We start from the raw sequence: 15,743 nt of genomic DNA, 5'->3' as shown, positions 1-15,743 counted from the left end.
GAAACCCTATCCTTTGCGCGGAATTTTATATCGCAACCCTTTACTCTCTAGAGGACCCAGCATGTCCGACTCCACCATGGCGGAAACGCCTGATGATTCGACGGTCAATCCAGGTCGACGCAAGTTCTTAGTGGCCGCTACGGCGGCCATGGGCGCGGTTGGCGCGGTTGGCGTCGCCACCCCCTTTGTCGGTTCATGGAACCCGAGTGCCAAGGCCAAGGCCGCCGGCGCCCCCGTCCGTGTTGACGTCAGTAAGGTCCGCGCTGGCGAACAGATTCGTGCCGAATGGCGCGGTAAGCCGGTGTTCGTTTTGCGCCGCACCGAAGCCAACCTGGCATCATTGGATGCGCTGGTCGACACGGTCGCCGATCCGATGTCTGCCAAAGAACAGCAGCCGTCTTACGTTGATAAGAAAACCCGGTCGATTAAGCCCGAAGTCTTTATCACCGTCGGGATCTGTACGCACCTTGGGTGTTCGCCGCAGTTCCGCCCCGAAGTCGGGCCTGCCGACTTGGGGGCTGATTGGCAGGGCGGCTATTTTTGTCCGTGCCACGGCTCTAAGTTTGATTTGGCCGGTCGTGTCTTTAAAGCTGTGCCTGCGCCGTTGAACCTGGTGGTTCCGCCGCACCGCTATGAAACTGACGCGATTGTGGTGATTGGTGAAGATGAGGGTGTTGCATAATGGCGTTGCGTAAAAGTACAGCAACAGGCGTGTTGGGCTGGATTGACGAACGTCTGCCCGTGGTTGACGCCTGGGATAAGCACTTGGGCAAGTATTACACGCCCAAGAACTTTAACTTCTGGTATTTCTTTGGCTCACTGGCGCTGTTGGTGCTGGTTAACCAAATCCTGACTGGTATTTGGCTGACTATGAGCTATGTACCCAGCGCCGAAGGTGCATTCGCCTCGGTCGAGTACATCATGCGTGATGTCGAGTTCGGGTGGCTGATTCGCTACATGCACTCGACCGGTGCTTCGGCGTTCTTTGTCGTGATTTATCTGCACATGTTCCGCGCCTTGCTTTACGGCTCGTATCAAAAGCCGCGCGAGCTGATTTGGTTGTTCGGTATGGCCATTTACCTGGCGCTGATGGCAGAAGCCTTCATGGGCTACCTGCTGCCGTGGGGGCAAATGTCCTACTGGGGTGCTCAGGTCATCGTGTCACTGTTCGGGGCGATCCCCGTGGTCGGTGCGGACTTGGCGCAGTGGATCCGGGGCGACTACCTGATCTCGGGCATTACCTTGAACCGCTTCTTTGCACTGCACGTCATTGCATTGCCGTTCGTGATTGCCGGTTTGGTCGTTTTGCACATTTTGGCCTTGCACGAAGTCGGCTCTAACAACCCCGACGGCATTGATATCAAGGACAACAAAGACGAGAACGGTAAGCCGTTGGACGGCATTCCCTTCCACCCGTACTACACAGTCAAAGACATTGCCGGTGTCGCGGTATTCTTGTTTGTGTTTAGTTTGGTGGTGTTCTTCTTCCCAGAAATGGGCGGGTACTTCTTGGAGTACGCGAACTTTGAACCGGCTAACCCGCTGAAGACCCCCGAGCATATTGCGCCGGTTTGGTACTTCACGCCGTTCTACGCCATCTTGCGCGCGATTACCTTCCCGATGTTTGGGTTGGACGCCAAGTTCTGGGGTGTGGTCTTTATGGGCGCGGCGATTGCGGTGCTGTTTGTCATGCCTTGGTTGGACCGCTCGCCGGTTCGCTCCATGCGCTACAAAGGCTGGATCTCGCGTGTATGGCTGGCGGTGTTTGCCGTGTCCTTCGTCATCCTGGGTGTTTTGGGCGCGATTCCGTCGTCGCCTGGCCGTACCGCGCTGGCGCAGCTGTGCACCGCGTTGTACTTCGCTTACTTCATCCTGATGCCTTGGTACACGCGGATGGAAAAATGCAAACCTGCTCCGACAAGGGTGACTGGCTGATGATTAAGGGAATTTTATTGGCGCTGACTCTGGTGTCAGGCGCCGCAGTAGCGGCCGGTGGCTCTGGCTACCCGCTGGAACACATTGATACCGACGTGACGGACCAGCCGTCGCTGCAGCGCGGACTGGCGACCTACAGCCAGTTCTGTGCAGGCTGTCACAGCATGGAATACCAGCGTTACGAGCGCACCGCGAATGACCTGGGTATTTCAAATGCCCTGTTCGAGGAGCACTTGCTGCCGGGCCACAAGAAAATTGGCGACCTGGGTACCATTTCAATGCCGGCCGATGCCGCGGGTGAATGGTTCGGCGCACCGCCGCCGGATTTGACCTTGGTCACGCGTAAGCGTGGTAACGACTGGGTCTATACCTACCTCAAGACCTTTTACACCGATCCGTCGCGTCCTTTGGGCGTGAACAACTTGGTGTTCCCTAAGGTCGGAATGCCGCACGCTTTGCAGCCGTTGCAGGGCGAGCAGCGGCTGGTGTGCACGAATGCACCGGTCAAAGAAAATGGCGTAGTTAAAACCGATCCGCTAACCGGCAACCCGATACTGGAAGATCAGTGTGGCGTGTTGGACGTGGTCGAGGGCAGCGGTCAGCTGTCGGCTGATGAGTATGATCGAGTCATTTACGACTTGGTAAATTACATGGCCTATGTTGCTGAGCCTAGCCGAGCCCAATCGGAACGTCTGGGTATCTACGTTCTGTTGTTCCTGTTTGTGTTCTTTATCGTGGCGTACCTGCTTAAGCGTGAATACTGGAAAGACGTTCACTAACGCAGCCTAGGCTTGATCAACCCCCGTGGGATTGCCTGCGGGGGTTTTTGTATTTTAAGGAGAGACCCCACATGACCGTGGTCACCAAACGTTCTTCAATGACCTTTTTCTCCGACCCGACTGACATTATGTCGCACCGGGTGCGCATGGTGCTGCACGAAAAGGGCGTGACCGTCGAGATCGTCGACTGCGACCCGGAAAACGTTCCGGACGAAGTGCGTGAGCTCAACCCCTATGGAAAACTGCCGACCTTGGTGGATCGTGATCTGTCGTTGTTTGAAGCCAACGTGATGATGGAATACCTGGACGAGCGCTTTCCGCACCCGCCGTTGCTGCCGGTTTACCCGGTGGCGCGTGCCAACAGTCGCCAAATGATTACCCGTATTGACCGTGAGTGGACCGCGTTGGCTCGAGTCATCTTGAAAGAGAAAACCGGCAAGCGTGTCGACACGGCGCGTAAAGCACTGCGTGATTCGGTGATCGCGACCAACGCGATTTTCGAAGAAAAGCCGTACTTCATGAGCGACGACTTTAGTTTGGTCGATTGCGCGGTTGCGCCGATTTTGTGGCGCTCGAACTTGCTCGGCTTGGACTTGCCGGCCAAAAGCACCGTGGCGATCCGTGAATACGGCGAGCGTGTGTTTGGTCGCGAGTGTTTCCAGCTGTCGATGTCTGAAGTCGAAGCGGAAATGCGCGACTGATATGAATTCATCGCGTCCTTACCTGTTGCGCGGTCTGTACGAGTGGATGCTCGACAACGACGCCACGCCGCACATCATGGTCGATGAAACTCAGTACGGCGTTCAGGTGCCTGCTGGGTTCGGTCAGGACGGTATGGTGGTGCTGAGTTTGTCGCCGTCGGCGGTGCGCGATTTGAGCATTACCAATACTGACCTGAGTTTTTCGGCGCGCTTCGCCGGCAAGCCCGAAAATGTATGGGTGCCAATGGCGGCGGTCAAAGGTATTTTTAGCAAAGAGACGGGCGAGGGCATGCAGTTTTTGACCGAGCCAGGTGATCCGCCCGCAGGGGTCGAGCCGGAAGGCGCCGACGCCGATCCGGATGATGAACCCCCGACGCCTTCGCGTCCGGGGCTGCGCATCGTCCGTTAGTCGATTCGTTCAAACAGCGCGACGATCCGCTCAACACCGCCGACGCTTTGCGCGGACGCGGTGACCTGAGCAATCTCGTTTTCGGTCAAAAATCCCAGCAAATACACGGTGCCGTCTTCAGTCGTTACCTTGGTTCGGCGTGCCAGTGTGAATCCGAGATCTTTCGCCAGCGCGGTATTAATCGCGGCGGTTAAGTAGGCGTCGTTGGCGCGTACACCAAAGCTGGTGGCGCCGGCCACGGTCAGCGCATTCTCAACCTTTTTGACGCCGCGCACCTGTGCGGCCACGGCCTGAGCGGCTTGCTGGGTGGTTTGGTCGGGTACCTGGCCGGTCAACAAAGTGGTGCCGTTAAACGTGGTGGCGACGATATGCGATTGCTTCAGCGTTTCCGACGTCTTGTTTAGGTTGACCGAGGTGATTTCTTCAATCAGTTGGTCACTGACATAGCCGCCAAAGGTTCGGCTGCCGATGTTCGGTTGGATCGGTTCGTCGACGATGCTGCTGACGACGGTGGTGCAGCCGCTCAGCATAACGGCTGCGGAAATAAGGGTGACGCTGACTAGTTTTTTCATGGTTTACCCGAACAGTTGCGATTCAATGGATTGTGTTAGTAAGTTTAGAGTTAGTAGCTGCAACTGCGCCACCCCCGATGGGGTTACCGCGGGCAGTCGTAGCTCCTGGTCCTCAAAGCCGCTCAGGGACGAAATCTGTCCACCCTCGTGCTGGCTTAATAAGATGACCCCAATGTCTTGGTCGTGGGCGGCCTGGACCGCCTTCATCAATGCCGGCTCACTGCCGGTCGCGCTCAGCACCACCAACAAATCCAGCTCCCGGCCCATGGCGCGTATCTGATGGGCAAAGACGTTAGCCGAGCCGTGCGCGGTGGCGACTGCATTGATCAAATGGGTGTCGTTGTTGAGCGACAATGCTGGCAGCGATGGTCGCTCGCGATCCAGTCGATGATTCAAGTGAGTGGCAAACATTTGCCCCAGCGCCCCCGCAGTCCCGGTGCCGCACACCAGTATCCGACCCTCGCTTAACAGCGTCTGGGTCAGCCGAGCGGCGATTTGCGCGATGCTGGCGGCGTGTTCAGTTTGCAGTGCAGTGACCGCGGCTTGGTGCTCGGCTATATCCTGGGCGATGCGCTCCAGCATGGTCAATCATCCATCTCAAATGCGTGGGGTATCCAGCGAAGCCGCCAGTTTGGTGGCGTTCCGCTAATGCCTACGGTATCAAAGCGAATGACTTTGTCGGTAGGGTTATTTGCCAGCCAGACATACGCGCAGGCTTTGAGCCGTCGGCGTTTATGCCAGTCAATGCTCTGGATGGCGGCCGTCAGCGAGCTGCGGTAGCGGACCTCGACCATGACGATGTGGTCCGGATCTTCCAGCACCAAGTCAATTTCCCCAAGCCGGCAGCCATAGCGGTGGTGCCTGAGTTGAACCCGGCGGTTGGCCAGGCGCCCAATCAGCCAGTTCTCAGCGGCGAGGCCGCGGGCCTGGCGGTCGCTCACAGTTCGAGCGGCGGGGCGCTGTTGGCAGGCAGTCCTGTCGCCAGCGGTTCAGCCCGCTCTGGCGGTCGCTCGAGGGCGGTGAAGCCCTCGGCTGTTAGGCGCGCCGGGCTCATCGCACGAGTCAGACGCTCGGATTCCAGGGTCCACAGCCCCGTGCGGCCGTCGAATGCGTTGCCTTGGGCGAGGCTGTCCAAGCTATTGGCCAGCAGCCAGGCATCGCGTCCGAGCTCAAATAGTACGTTCGAATCAGCCAGGCTATCGAGCTGCCATGGCATTGCCACAAGGTTGGCACCGACCAGGTCGTCGCGGACCAGGTCCAGATCCCGGTCCAGTGCGGCGTCGGCGACCCACACTGGAAGGTCGCCGGCGTAATAGAACGCCAGCAAGGGTTTAAGCTGGGCGGCGGTGACGGCGTTGGCGTAGATGTAAACGCTGCTGATGTCTGCGCGTCGGCGTGGCGTAAACTCCAAGTCCGCGGCCAACAGTCGCTGCAGTGCGCTGTGCCGGGCTTGGCTGGCGGCGATGCCGATCGCATCCGCGACCACTTGGCGCTGGTTGTCGTTGAGGTAGGGCGCGATGACTGGGGCGACACCCCCGTTGTCGGTCCATTCGCTGATGTAAGCCGCGCTGACACGCTCGCCGGTCGCGTCACCCGGCACCAACACGATGGGGCGCCGTGGGTCGTCAAGGTCCAGCATCATCAACCGTGCCGCATCGCGTGCGGCGTCTTCCGGCGCCAGTCCCATTTGCGCACGTGGCGCCAGTGCATCGGCCTCGATGTCGCTGTAGTTCAGGGTCAGAAGTGGCAAATCAATGGCCATCGCCAGCAATTGATTGACCTGGTCTTTCGGCAGGGGGCCAACAATTAAGTCAACCGACTGCGCGGTCAGTTCGGCCACCGCCGCCTCGACCCCTAGGCTGCCATCACTGACGATTACGGTGGTACTTCGGTCACTCAGCTGTTCGGACATGATGCCGTCGAGTAGGTTGGAGCCGACCCCAACCAGCGGTCCGGACAGGGGCAAGATCACGCCAATGCGTGCGGGCTTGGCCCAGCCTCTGGCTAATAGCGCTTGGATGTCGGCCGGTAGAACCCGGTTGGCGCGGTGATCCGGCCAGGCTTTGCGCCACGCGCGCACGTCGCCTGCACCGGCTTCGGCGGCTTGGGCCAGCGCCAGCCAGCCACTGACGGCATCGTCGCCGCCTGCGTCTAGTAGGCTGGCCAGCTGGGCGCGCACCCAGATATCGCCTAGCAAGCGCCCATTGGCGTCGTCCGGGGTGAGTTCAATTAAGCGGGCGAGCGCAGCCATGGCGGCGCGCTGGTCGCCCAGACCATCGTAGGCCTGCGTCTCCAACCCCAGCCATTCTAGTTGGTCCGGGGCTTGGCTGGCGCGCTCGATACGGGCCAAGGCGCCATTGTAGTCGCCCACGCCGATCATGGCGGCGGTCGCTTGGCGTTCAACCTGTTGATACAGTGGCCCGAGCGCAGCGTCCACCGGAACGCGCTGCGACAGCGCCAACGCCAGCTCGAATTGGCCGGAGCGGTTGAGTGCGCCCAGTTGCAGCGCCAACTGAGAGGCCTGTTCGGCACCAGCTAATTGCGTCAGACTCGCAAGTTCTGTGTCCAGAGGCGTTACCACCGTGGTGCCCGGCCCGCTGGCACACCCGCCCAACAATGCTGCAGTCAATGCGGTCGCCAGCCATAGGCGGCGTCGAGTGGCATGATTTTGAGGAGCTTTCATCGTTGCAAATTCCAGAGCGTTTGGTCGCAAGAGGGCCTATTGAGCCCGCAATTTACGTGGTCTCGACCCCCATCGGCAACCTTGGGGACCTAACCCTTAGGGCGCTGAGGGTGTTGTCGTCAGTCGAGATCGTATTGGCTGAGGATACGCGACGTGCCCGTCAATTGATGACGGCCTACGGTCTGAGTCCGCGATTAATTGCCGTCCATCAGCACAATGAAGCCCGTTTGGCCCCGGAATTGGTGGCCCAGGCTCGAGATATGCCCTTGGCATTAGTCAGTGATGCTGGGACACCGCTGCTGTCCGACCCGGGTTTGCCGCTGGTCCGTGAGGCGATTGCCCAAGGGGTGCCGATTATTCCGATCCCGGGGGCGTCGGCGCTGTTGGCTGCCACCGTGGTTTCGGGTTTCGCCATGGATCACCTGCAGTTCCTTGGATTTTTGCCGCACAAGGGCAGCGGCCGGCGCGATCGGTTGGAACGTGGCGAGCGTTCCGGCGGGGCGATGGTGTTGTACGAGTCGGCCAACCGAATGCCGGTCTTGATTCGTGATCTGGTGGATCAGTGTGGGCCGGACCGGCAGGTCGCATTTTGCCGCGAAATGACCAAGCTGCATGAGCAAATATGGCGCGGGTCGGTCGGCGAAGCCCAGGCGTGGTACGACGCCAGTAGCGATCACGCCCGCGGCGAATACGCGGTGGTGGTCAGTGCCGGCGAGCGTCAGGGCAGTGAGATTGACCAAATGCGCGTGCTCAAGGCCTTGGCTAAGGCGCTGCCACCCTCGAAAGCGGCCAAGGTCGCCGCCGAAATCACCGGTGGTTCACGGCGTGAGCTGTTTGAGCTGATTGAAGCCTTGCACAACGACGGCAAAGCCTAGACACTGCGCGCCGAAGACGACTGGACAGTCGCCGGCCATGTAAATGGCGGGAGGAAAGTCCGGGCTCCATAGAGCAAGGTGCCAGGTAATGCCTGGGGGGCGTGAGCCCACGGAAAGTGCCGCAGAAAATATACCGCCTTCGGGTAAGGGTGAAAAGGTGCGGTAAGAGCGCACCGCATCCCTGGTAACAGTGGATGGCAGGGTAAACCCCACCTGGAGCAAGACCAAATAGGGATCCTTTGGCGTGGCTCGCGCTGGATCCGGGTAGGTTGCTTGAGCGCGTCAGCGATGGCGCGCCTAGATGAATGACTGTCCACGACAGAACCCGGCTTATAGGTCGTCTTCACCTTATTCCTAAAAAACTTTTCTTCTCGAAGTTACTTCCGCCGCGCGCCGTAAGTCGTTGATTTTGCGATTTTGGGCGCGCTTTTTTGCGCCACTTGTTCTTATATACAGTACGACTAACTGTTTGAAAATAAACGACTTATTGGTCTGGCACCAAGCCCCAAGCTTGGTTGACCCTGATCCGAGGCGTCTCTAGACTTCGTTGGTGGGAAATTTTGGTAAAAAGTGTCGAAAAGTGAATTTTTGAACGCAACAGTGGGTATTTAGAGCAGGATGTTTAGAGGCATAACGCAGGTCAACTTAGACGCCAAGGGGCGTCTGGCGATTCCGACGCGGTTCCGCGACGTGATCGAGCAGCGTTGCGCCCAAAAAATGGTCCTGACCGTTGATCATCGCGAGCGCTGCCTGCTGCTGTACCCGGCGCCGGACTGGGCCACGGTCGAGTCACAAATCAATGCCATGCCCAACCACACCAAGGCGGCGCGTCGCCTGCAGTACATGATGGTTGGCCACGCCACCGACTTGGATTTGGACTCGGCCGGTCGAATCATGCTACCGGCGGTGTTGCGCGAGCACGCTCGACTGGAAAAGCGTGTCGTTTTGATGGGTCAAAATTCGCGTTTCGAGATTTGGTCCGAGACCCTGTGGCAAGCCAAGACCGAAGCCTACTTGGCGGACGAGGATGACGATGCCGATGCCGATGCGTTAGCCGGCTTCACCTTATGAGCGCCCACGTCAGTGTACTGCTGCACGAGACCGTCGATGCGGTGCTTGCCGATCCCAATGGCCTTTACGTCGACTGCACCCTGGGCCGTGGTGGCCATACCGCCTACTTACTGAGTCAGCTGGGAGAGGACGCCCGCGTCATCGGCTTTGACCGTGACCCGGATGCGATCGCGTTCGTCAGTGCCCGCTTTGCCGACGATCCCCGATTCGTGGCGGTACATGCAGCCTTTGGGGATCTTGAATCCGAGCTGGGTTCGCTCGGTTTGACTGGGCAAGTCGACGGCATCATCGCCGACTTGGGGGTGTCCTCGCCACAGTTAGATGTCGCCGATCGTGGCTTTAGTTTTCAGGTTGACGGCCCGCTGGACATGCGCATGGACCCGACCCGGGGGGTGTCTGCCGCTGACTGGCTGGCGCGTGTTAAGCACCCGGACTTGGCGCGGGCGCTGCGAACCTTGGGCGACGAGAAGAACGCGTCGCGTATCGCCAGTGCTATCTTGGAGGCGCGTGTCGAGGCGCCGATTCAGCGGACCCTGCAATTGGCGGCGATCGTCAAGGCGGCGCACCCACGCTGGGAGCCAGGCCGCCATCCGGCCACCAAAACTTTTCAGGCGATCCGGATCGCGGTCAACGCCGAGCTCGAGCAGATCGATGCCGTGCTGCCGCAAATCCTATCGGTGATGAAACCCGCTGGCCGTATGGCGGTGATCAGCTTTCATTCGCTCGAAGACCGCCGCATCAAGCGTTTTATCCGCGATCAGGCCAATCCGCCGGGTGACCCGCTGGGATTGCTGCCGCAGCCGGCACCGCGCCTGCGCCCATTGGGCAAGGCGATTCGCCCCAGCACGGCCGAAGTTGAGGCTAATCCGCGCTCGCGTTCGAGCGTGCTTCGGGTTGCTGAAAAATGTGCGGTGCCGGCGTGAAAAGCCTGTTTTTCGAGGCCTTGGCCGTCGCAGTTGGGTTGCTCACTAACCGTCATGTGGTGTCCTTGGCGCTGATGGTGTTGGTGGTCATGGGCAGCGCAATCGCAGTCAATCGAACCACCCACGAGACCCGGTTGCTGTATCAGGCCCAGCAAAGCCAGTTCGCACGCATTCAAAGTTTGCAAAACGAACGCTCCCAGCTCGGCCTCGAGGTCGGTGCACTGGCCTCGCATGCACGCCTTGATGCCTGGGCCCGTGAGCAAGGCTTCGAGGTTGCCAGTGAGCACGAGGTGCTGTCGTGGTGACCCGCTCGGCGACGCCGGTATGGCGTTTGTGGCTGGCCTACGCGGGTCTGCTGTTGATTGCGTTGGCGATCGTCGCACGCCTATACGTGTTGCAGGTGTCGGACCAAGAACGCCTGCGTTCGTGGGGTGAGCAGATCAGTGTCCGCAAGGAAGCGGTGCCGGCCTTTCGCGGGTCGATTTCGGACCGTAACGGCCAGCCGTTGGCGATGAGTACGCCGGGGATGTCAGTCGCGGTCGACCCGTCCAAAGCGCCGCCGCCGGGCGAGTGGTTGTCCCAGGTCGCCGACGCCGCCGGTGTCGACATGAATCGCTTGGCGGTGCGCTTTAACGACGCCCGCGATCGGCGCTTTATGTACATTCGCCGTAACATGACGCCGCAACAGGCCAGCCGAGTGATGGACTTGGGCGTACCGGGCGTGACTGCGATCCGCGAGGCGCGTCGCTTTTACCCAGCCGGCGAAGCGACCGCGCACATTGTTGGTTTCACCGATGTTGATGACCGTGGCCGCGAGGGGCTGGAGCTGGCGTTTGACGGGTTTATGTCGCCGAAACACGGCAGCCGTTGGGTGCTGGTCGATCGGCCGCAAAAAGCCGTGCGTTATTTGCCAGGCGGCGAAAGCGAGGCCTTCGGTAACGATATCCAGTTGACCTTGGATTTGGACCTTCAGTACGCGACCTATAAAGCGTTAAAAAGCGCGGCCATCCGAACGCGCAGCGTCGCCGGCAGTGCGGTCGTCATCGACGCCAAAACGGGTGAGGTGTTGGCGGCAGCTTCATTCCCGAGTTTTAACCCGAATGAAACGCGTGACCGGACTCCGGCTCGGACCCGGCCACGTTTTGTTGCTGACCTGTTTGAGCCCGGTTCGGCGATCAAGCCCTTTACCATTGCGCTGGCGCTGGAGCAGGGCAAGCTTGGGCTGACCGAGGTTATCAAGACCCCGAAGCTGTTTAAAGTTGGCCGTAAAACCATCAGCGATCATCGTAATTATGTCGAGTTGGACCCCGCCGGCATCATTAAAAAATCGTCCAACGTCGGTACCGCCAAGGTCGCTTTGCGCCTGGAGCCGGGTGACTTGGCTGACCGTTTGCGATTGGCTGGCTTTTCCCAAGATGTCGGTTTGTCGCTGCCGGCCGAAGCGGCGGGGCGGTTACCGTCACCCAAACGCTGGAGCGACATCGAGCAGGCCACGTTGGCCTACGGCTATGGCTTAAACGCTAATGTCTTGCAGCTGGCTCGGGCTTACACCGTGTTCGCCAATGACGGAGAAATGCGTGGTATTCAGCTGGTGCGTGGGTTGCCGCCGGCTGATCCGGTGCGTGTATTCGAACGCGGCATTGCTCCCAAAGTACTGGCGATGATGGGGCTGGTGACTGAGCAGGGCGGCACCGCGACCCAGGCCAAAATTCCGGGGTACAGCAGCGCAGGTAAAACCGGTACCGCGATCAAGGCCGGTGTCGGCGGTTACTCCGACGAGTCGCGCCGTTACGACGCCAGTTTTACCGGGCTATTCCCAGCGTCCGACCCGCGCCTGATCATATCGATCGTGATGCACGATCCACAGGGCGATCAATTCTACGGCGGCAACACCGCCGCGCCTGCATTTGCTGACATCACCCGCGAAGCGGCGCGTATTTTGAATATTCGCCCCGATCAAGCTGAGCCGCTTGTTGCCAAGGCGGCGCGATGATCCGTTTACGCGATTTGTGTGGCGATTACAGCGGCCTCGATAACCCCGAGATTACCGGTTTGACGCTCGATAGCCGGGCGATCGCTCCGGGCATGCTGTTTTGCGCAGTCAGCGGTGCACTCAGCGACGGTCACGACTTTATCCAGGCGGCGATTGAATCGGGCGCCAGTGCGGTTATCTGTGAACGCGCCTGCGAGCTGTCGGTGCCCTGTGTGGTGGACCCCCAACTGCGCCATTCTCTGAGTGCCCTGGCTGGGCGCTTTTATGCCGATCCGAGCCATGACCTGCGTCTAGTCGGTGTCACTGGGACCAACGGAAAATCAACGCTGTGTGACCTGCTGCAACAGGCCCACCATGCCTTGGGTCATCGCAGTGCGGCGATGGGCACGCTGGGTGTGTACGGCGCCCGCGACTATGGCTATTCGGGCAACACCACGGCCGATCCGATCCAGATACAGGCGGATTTGGCGGCGCTGCGCACCGATGCGGTCACCGATGTCGCCATGGAAGTGTCGTCGCATGGCCTGGCACAGGGCCGCGCCGAGGCGCTGCGCTTTGATGTCGGCGTGTTCACCAATTTGAGCCGTGATCATCTGGATTACCACGGTGACATGGACCGCTATGCACTGGCCAAGCAGCACCTGTTTGTTGGCCTGCGACCACGCCACTGGGTGTTAAACGCCCAGACTCCGGAGGCGGCACTGTTGGCGCCGTTGGCCGACGCGGCGACCCTGTATGGCGACGGCGGTTCGGTCCGTGCGCAACACATTCAGGCGCGCCCATCCGGGGTCGCCTTTGAGCTGGTCACCGAGGCTGATCGGGGCACTGTCGAGTCCCAGTTGCTGGGCGATTTTAACGTTGACAACCTGCTGGCCTGTGCCGCGGTGCTGTTGGCCCAGGGCGTCGCATTCGCCACGGTCTGTAAAACGCTGGCTGGGCTGCGTCCGGTGCGTGGTCGGATGCAGGTGATCAGTCAGTCACCGCTGGTGCTGGTGGATTATGCGCACACGCCTGACGGCTTGGCGGCGGCGTTGCGCGGTGCCCGCGCGCACTGTCACGGTCAGTTGTGGGTCGTCTTTGGGGCTGGCGGTGATCGCGATACCGGCAAGCGGCCGCTGATGGGTCAGGCGGCCGATCAATTGGCCGACCGTATTGTGCTGACCAGCGATAATCCGCGATCCGAAGACCCTGAATTGATTATGGACGACATCGAAGCGGCGATTCATCGCCCGGTCCATCGCCAGACCCAGCGCACGCTGGCGATCGAATGGGCGATTCGCCAGATGGCACCACAGGACACGCTGTTGATTGCCGGCAAGGGGCACGAGCGCGAACAGATTATTGGCCACCAGGTCATGCATCACGACGATGCCGAGGTCGCGCGTCGCGCACTGGATGGTCTGGATGCTTGAGCGCAGCCTCAGTCGTTGGGCCCGCGAACTGGGTGCCACCTTGCACCAGGTTGAATCGGCCATGCCCCGGCGCGTGATGATGAACAGCGTCGATTGCGGTCCTGGCGATCTATTCGTTGCGCTGCGTGGTGGCCAACGTGACGGCCATGACTTTATTGATGACGCCCGCGCCCGCGGCGCCTGGGTGATGGGCGAGCGTGCGGATTGTGACCTTCAGGTCAGTGACAGTTTGGTCGCCTTGACCAAGATGGCGGCGATTCACCGGCGCGAGCTGAAGTGGGTCGTTGCGATTACCGGTTCGATGGGTAAAACCACCACGCGCCGCTTGGTTCAGGCGGCGTTTAACGCCTGTATGCCGAAACCGACCTTGGCCACCCAGGGCAACTACAACAACCACCTAGGTGTGCCTTTGACGCTGATTCGGGCCACGCGTGAAAGTCAGGCGGTGCTGGAACTGGGTGCCAACCATCAGGGCGAGATCGATCAGCTGGCGGGTCTGGTGCGACCCAATGTGGCGGCGATTACGCTGGCCGGTCCTGCGCACCTGGATGGTTTTGGCGGCCTCGCAGGTGTGGTCAAGGGCAAGGGCGAGATACTGGATCACATCGAGCCGGGCGGTATCGCCGTGCTTAATCGTGACGATTCAGCCTACGGCATCTGGGCGGCCCGCGCCGATGCCTGCAACCAATTGAGTTTTGGTTTGGATGTGGCGTCCGATGTGCGCGGTGTTCGTGACGGCGACGGCTGGCTGGTCGAACACCAGGGCCGCCGTTTGGGCTTGGTGCTGGCGCTGGAAGGCGACCATCAAATTACCAATGCGCTGTGTGCGCTGGCGATCTGCGTGGCCTCGGGGCTGGCGCTGGACGACAGCATTCAAGCCATGTCCGAGGTGCAGCCCGAAGCAGGCCGCGGCCAGTACCTGCGCCTCAGTACCGGCGCCACTCTGATCGACGACAGCTATAACGCCAACCCCCAGGCCATGCGCGCCGCGATTGCCCAGTTACTGAGCCAGTCGCCCAAGGGTATTGCGGTGTTGGGCAGCATGTACGAGCTCGGCCAATCGGCGGACCAGCTGCACCGCGAACTGGGCGCCTATTGCCGCACGATCGGGGTCCAGACTCTGGTCACCACTGACCCGCGCATCGCCCAAGGCTTTGGTGCTGACGCCCAAGAATTTGCCGACACCGGCGCGGTTGCGGGCTGGATTGAAGCCCACACCGGCGCCGGCGATTGGCTGCTGGTTAAGGGCTCGCGCGGGGCGCGGATGGAACGCTGTTTTAGCGACTTTATTCAAGGAGAGAAATAAGTGCTGCTTTGGTTATCCCAGTGGTTGGCCCAGTTTGACCCAATGTTTGGGGTCGCTCAGTACCTGACGCTGCGCGCAATTTTGAGCGTGCTCACGGCCCTGATCATCACCCTGTGGGTCGGTCCGATCATGATTCGCAAGCTCGGTATCCGCCAGATTCGCCAGACCGTGCGGGATTACGGCCCTGAAGCGCATCTGAGCAAAAGCGGCACGCCGACCATGGGCGGTGCCCTGATTTTGGTCGGTATTGCCCTGAGCTGTGTGCTTTGGGGTGATTGGTCCAATCGTTACCTGTGGGTGCTGCTGTTTGTGACACTGGGCTTGGGTGCGGTGGGCTGGGTCGATGACTGGCGCAAGGTGGTCAACAAGGACCCCGAGGGTTTGCCGGCACGTTGGAAGTACCTGTGGCAGTCGATCATCGCCTTCACCGCCGCCGTGTTCATGTACGCCACCGCCAAGGCGCCTGCGGAAACTCAGCTGCTAATCCCGTTCTTTAAAGATGCGGTGTTTGACCTTGGCTTGGGTTACATCGTGCTGACGTATTTCGTCATTGTCGGCTCGTCAAACGCAGTCAACTTGACCGACGGATTGGATGGCTTGGCCATTTTGCCAACGGTTCTGGTCGGGGCCGCGCTGGGCGTGTTTGCCTACCTAAGCGGTAACCTGGTGTTCTCGGAATACCTGTTGATACCCTACCTGCCCGGCACCGGTGAATTGGTCATCTTTGTCGGCGCCTTGGTCGGTGCCGGCCTCGGCTTTCTGTGGTTTAACACCTATCCCGCGATGGTCTTTATGGGCGATGTCGGCGCGTTGGCACTGGGTGGCGCGCTCGGTGCCTTGGCGGTGATGACTCGCCAAGAAATCGTGTTGGCGATTATGGGCGGCGTGTTCGTGATGGAAACCCTGTCGGTGATCATCCAGGTGACGTCGTTCAAACTGACCGGCAAGCGCGTGTTTCGGATGGCGCCGATCCATCACCACTTTGAATTAAAAGGCTGGCCGGAACCGCGTGTGATCGTGCGTTTTTGGATCATCACCGTCGTATTGGTGTTGATCGGCCTTGCCAGCTTGAAGTTGCGTTAAC

At 60.1% G+C, this 15,743-nt stretch carries 17 protein-coding genes and 1 other RNA gene; 14 read left to right on the top strand and 4 right to left on the bottom strand.

Annotation, left to right across the window (positions count from 1 at the left end; all coding sequences use genetic code 11):
• Nucleotides 1-61: 61 nt before the first annotated feature.
• The 5 genes from petA to GH975_RS10410 all read left to right on the top strand — a co-directional run bounded on the left by petA (nt 62) and on the right by GH975_RS10410 (nt 3,824).
• Nucleotides 62-682 (top strand): ubiquinol-cytochrome c reductase iron-sulfur subunit, encoded by a 621-nt coding sequence (petA, locus tag GH975_RS10430; RefSeq protein WP_153714465.1) that lies wholly within the window; start codon nt 62-64, stop codon nt 680-682.
• A complete protein-coding gene (locus tag GH975_RS10425) occupies nt 682-1,935 on the top strand; it encodes a cytochrome b (RefSeq protein ID WP_153714464.1) in 1,254 nt (417 codons plus the stop codon). The genes petA and GH975_RS10425 overlap by 1 nt, the downstream gene beginning before the upstream one ends.
• Nucleotides 1,935-2,714 carry a cytochrome c1 gene (locus GH975_RS10420; protein WP_153714835.1) on the top strand — a complete coding sequence of 260 codons (780 nt, stop codon included), beginning with the start codon at nt 1,935-1,937 and terminating at the stop codon, nt 2,712-2,714. The genes GH975_RS10425 and GH975_RS10420 overlap by 1 nt, the downstream gene beginning before the upstream one ends.
• A 71-nt stretch (nt 2,715-2,785) precedes the next feature.
• The gene (locus GH975_RS10415) at nt 2,786-3,415 is read left to right on the top strand and encodes a glutathione S-transferase N-terminal domain-containing protein (RefSeq protein ID WP_153714463.1); all 630 of its coding nucleotides are present in this window, start codon (nt 2,786-2,788) and stop codon (nt 3,413-3,415) included.
• 1 nt (nt 3,416) lies between these two features.
• Nucleotides 3,417-3,824: a ClpXP protease specificity-enhancing factor gene (locus GH975_RS10410; protein WP_153714462.1), complete on the top strand. Its 408-nt coding sequence runs from the start codon at nt 3,417-3,419 to the stop codon at nt 3,822-3,824.
• Here the strand turns inward: GH975_RS10410 and GH975_RS10405 are convergent.
• The 4 genes from GH975_RS10405 to GH975_RS10390 are packed head-to-tail and all read right to left on the bottom strand — an operon-like array spanning nt 3,821 to nt 7,025.
• Complete coding sequence (locus tag GH975_RS10405; RefSeq protein WP_153714461.1) at nt 3,821-4,396, bottom strand: BON domain-containing protein; 576 nt, start codon at nt 4,394-4,396, stop codon at nt 3,821-3,823. The two genes, GH975_RS10410 and GH975_RS10405, sit on opposite strands and share 4 nt — an antisense overlap.
• Nucleotides 4,397-4,399: 3 nt before the next feature.
• Nucleotides 4,400-4,978 carry a D-sedoheptulose-7-phosphate isomerase gene (locus GH975_RS10400; protein ID WP_153714460.1) on the bottom strand — a complete coding sequence of 193 codons (579 nt, stop codon included), beginning with the start codon at nt 4,976-4,978 and terminating at the stop codon, nt 4,400-4,402.
• 2 nt (nt 4,979-4,980) lie between these two features.
• Nucleotides 4,981-5,337 (bottom strand): YraN family protein, encoded by a 357-nt coding sequence (locus tag GH975_RS10395; RefSeq protein WP_153714459.1) that lies wholly within the window; start codon nt 5,335-5,337, stop codon nt 4,981-4,983.
• Nucleotides 5,334-7,025: a penicillin-binding protein activator gene (locus tag GH975_RS10390; protein ID WP_170272631.1), complete on the bottom strand. Its 1,692-nt coding sequence runs from the start codon at nt 7,023-7,025 to the stop codon at nt 5,334-5,336. Before GH975_RS10390 ends, GH975_RS10395 begins: the two co-directional genes overlap by 4 nt.
• Here GH975_RS10390 and rsmI point away from each other — a divergent pair.
• From rsmI to mraY, 9 genes are all read left to right on the top strand, one after another.
• Nucleotides 7,025-7,954, top strand: a complete 930-nt coding sequence (gene rsmI / locus GH975_RS10385; RefSeq protein WP_170272630.1) for a 16S rRNA (cytidine(1402)-2'-O)-methyltransferase — start codon at nt 7,025-7,027, stop codon at nt 7,952-7,954. The genes GH975_RS10390 and rsmI overlap by 1 nt on opposite strands.
• Nucleotides 7,955-7,966: 12 nt before the next feature.
• Nucleotides 7,967-8,303: RNase P RNA component class A (rnpB, locus tag GH975_RS10380), an RNA gene on the top strand.
• A gap of 269 nt (nt 8,304-8,572) precedes the next feature.
• Nucleotides 8,573-9,025, top strand: a complete 453-nt coding sequence (gene mraZ / locus GH975_RS10375) for a division/cell wall cluster transcriptional repressor MraZ (protein WP_153714456.1) — start codon at nt 8,573-8,575, stop codon at nt 9,023-9,025.
• The gene (gene rsmH / locus GH975_RS10370) at nt 9,022-9,948 is read left to right on the top strand and encodes a 16S rRNA (cytosine(1402)-N(4))-methyltransferase RsmH (protein WP_153714455.1); all 927 of its coding nucleotides are present in this window, start codon (nt 9,022-9,024) and stop codon (nt 9,946-9,948) included. The genes mraZ and rsmH overlap by 4 nt, the downstream gene beginning before the upstream one ends.
• Nucleotides 9,945-10,253 carry a cell division protein FtsL gene (gene ftsL / locus GH975_RS10365; RefSeq protein ID WP_170272629.1) on the top strand — a complete coding sequence of 103 codons (309 nt, stop codon included), beginning with the start codon at nt 9,945-9,947 and terminating at the stop codon, nt 10,251-10,253. The genes rsmH and ftsL overlap by 4 nt, the downstream gene beginning before the upstream one ends.
• Complete coding sequence (locus GH975_RS10360; RefSeq protein ID WP_153714453.1) at nt 10,247-11,941, top strand: peptidoglycan D,D-transpeptidase FtsI family protein; 1,695 nt, start codon at nt 10,247-10,249, stop codon at nt 11,939-11,941. The genes ftsL and GH975_RS10360 overlap by 7 nt, the downstream gene beginning before the upstream one ends.
• The gene (locus GH975_RS10355; protein ID WP_153714452.1) at nt 11,938-13,353 is read left to right on the top strand and encodes a UDP-N-acetylmuramoyl-L-alanyl-D-glutamate--2,6-diaminopimelate ligase; all 1,416 of its coding nucleotides are present in this window, start codon (nt 11,938-11,940) and stop codon (nt 13,351-13,353) included. The genes GH975_RS10360 and GH975_RS10355 overlap by 4 nt, the downstream gene beginning before the upstream one ends.
• Nucleotides 13,346-14,659 carry a UDP-N-acetylmuramoyl-tripeptide--D-alanyl-D-alanine ligase gene (locus GH975_RS10350; protein ID WP_170272628.1) on the top strand — a complete coding sequence of 438 codons (1,314 nt, stop codon included), beginning with the start codon at nt 13,346-13,348 and terminating at the stop codon, nt 14,657-14,659. Before GH975_RS10355 ends, GH975_RS10350 begins: the two co-directional genes overlap by 8 nt.
• Entirely contained in the window at nt 14,660-15,742 is a 1,083-nt protein-coding gene (mraY, locus tag GH975_RS10345; protein ID WP_153714450.1) for a phospho-N-acetylmuramoyl-pentapeptide-transferase, read from the top strand. It abuts the gene before it with no gap.
• Nucleotide 15,743 lies beyond the last annotated feature (1 nt).

The organism is Litorivicinus lipolyticus, assembly GCF_009650135.1.
Lineage (GTDB): Bacteria > Pseudomonadota > Gammaproteobacteria > Pseudomonadales > Litorivicinaceae > Litorivicinus > Litorivicinus lipolyticus.
Note: the sequence above shows the minus strand (reverse complement) of the source record. Positions and strands in the feature narration are given on the sequence as shown.

Excerpts from the sequence above, each read along its gene's own strand:
- mraZ (WP_153714456.1), top strand. The coding sequence starts at position 8,573 with ATGTTTAGAGGCATAACGCAGGTCAACTTAGACGCCAAGGGGCGTCTG.
- GH975_RS10410 (WP_153714462.1), top strand. The coding sequence starts at position 3,417 with ATGAATTCATCGCGTCCTTACCTGTTGCGCGGTCTGTACGAGTGGATG.
- rsmI (WP_170272630.1), top strand. The coding sequence starts at position 7,025 with ATGCGGTCGCCAGCCATAGGCGGCGTCGAGTGGCATGATTTTGAGGAG.
- GH975_RS10415 (WP_153714463.1), top strand. The coding sequence starts at position 2,786 with ATGACCGTGGTCACCAAACGTTCTTCAATGACCTTTTTCTCCGACCCG.
- GH975_RS10355 (WP_153714452.1), top strand. The coding sequence starts at position 11,938 with ATGATCCGTTTACGCGATTTGTGTGGCGATTACAGCGGCCTCGATAAC.
- GH975_RS10405 (WP_153714461.1), bottom strand. The coding sequence starts at position 4,396 with ATGAAAAAACTAGTCAGCGTCACCCTTATTTCCGCAGCCGTTATGCTG.
- GH975_RS10350 (WP_170272628.1), top strand. The coding sequence starts at position 13,346 with ATGCTTGAGCGCAGCCTCAGTCGTTGGGCCCGCGAACTGGGTGCCACC.
- petA (WP_153714465.1), top strand. The coding sequence starts at position 62 with ATGTCCGACTCCACCATGGCGGAAACGCCTGATGATTCGACGGTCAAT.
- GH975_RS10420 (WP_153714835.1), top strand. The coding sequence starts at position 1,935 with ATGATTAAGGGAATTTTATTGGCGCTGACTCTGGTGTCAGGCGCCGCA.
- GH975_RS10400 (WP_153714460.1), bottom strand. The coding sequence starts at position 4,978 with ATGCTGGAGCGCATCGCCCAGGATATAGCCGAGCACCAAGCCGCGGTC.
- GH975_RS10425 (WP_153714464.1), top strand. The coding sequence starts at position 682 with ATGGCGTTGCGTAAAAGTACAGCAACAGGCGTGTTGGGCTGGATTGAC.
- rsmH (WP_153714455.1), top strand. The coding sequence starts at position 9,022 with ATGAGCGCCCACGTCAGTGTACTGCTGCACGAGACCGTCGATGCGGTG.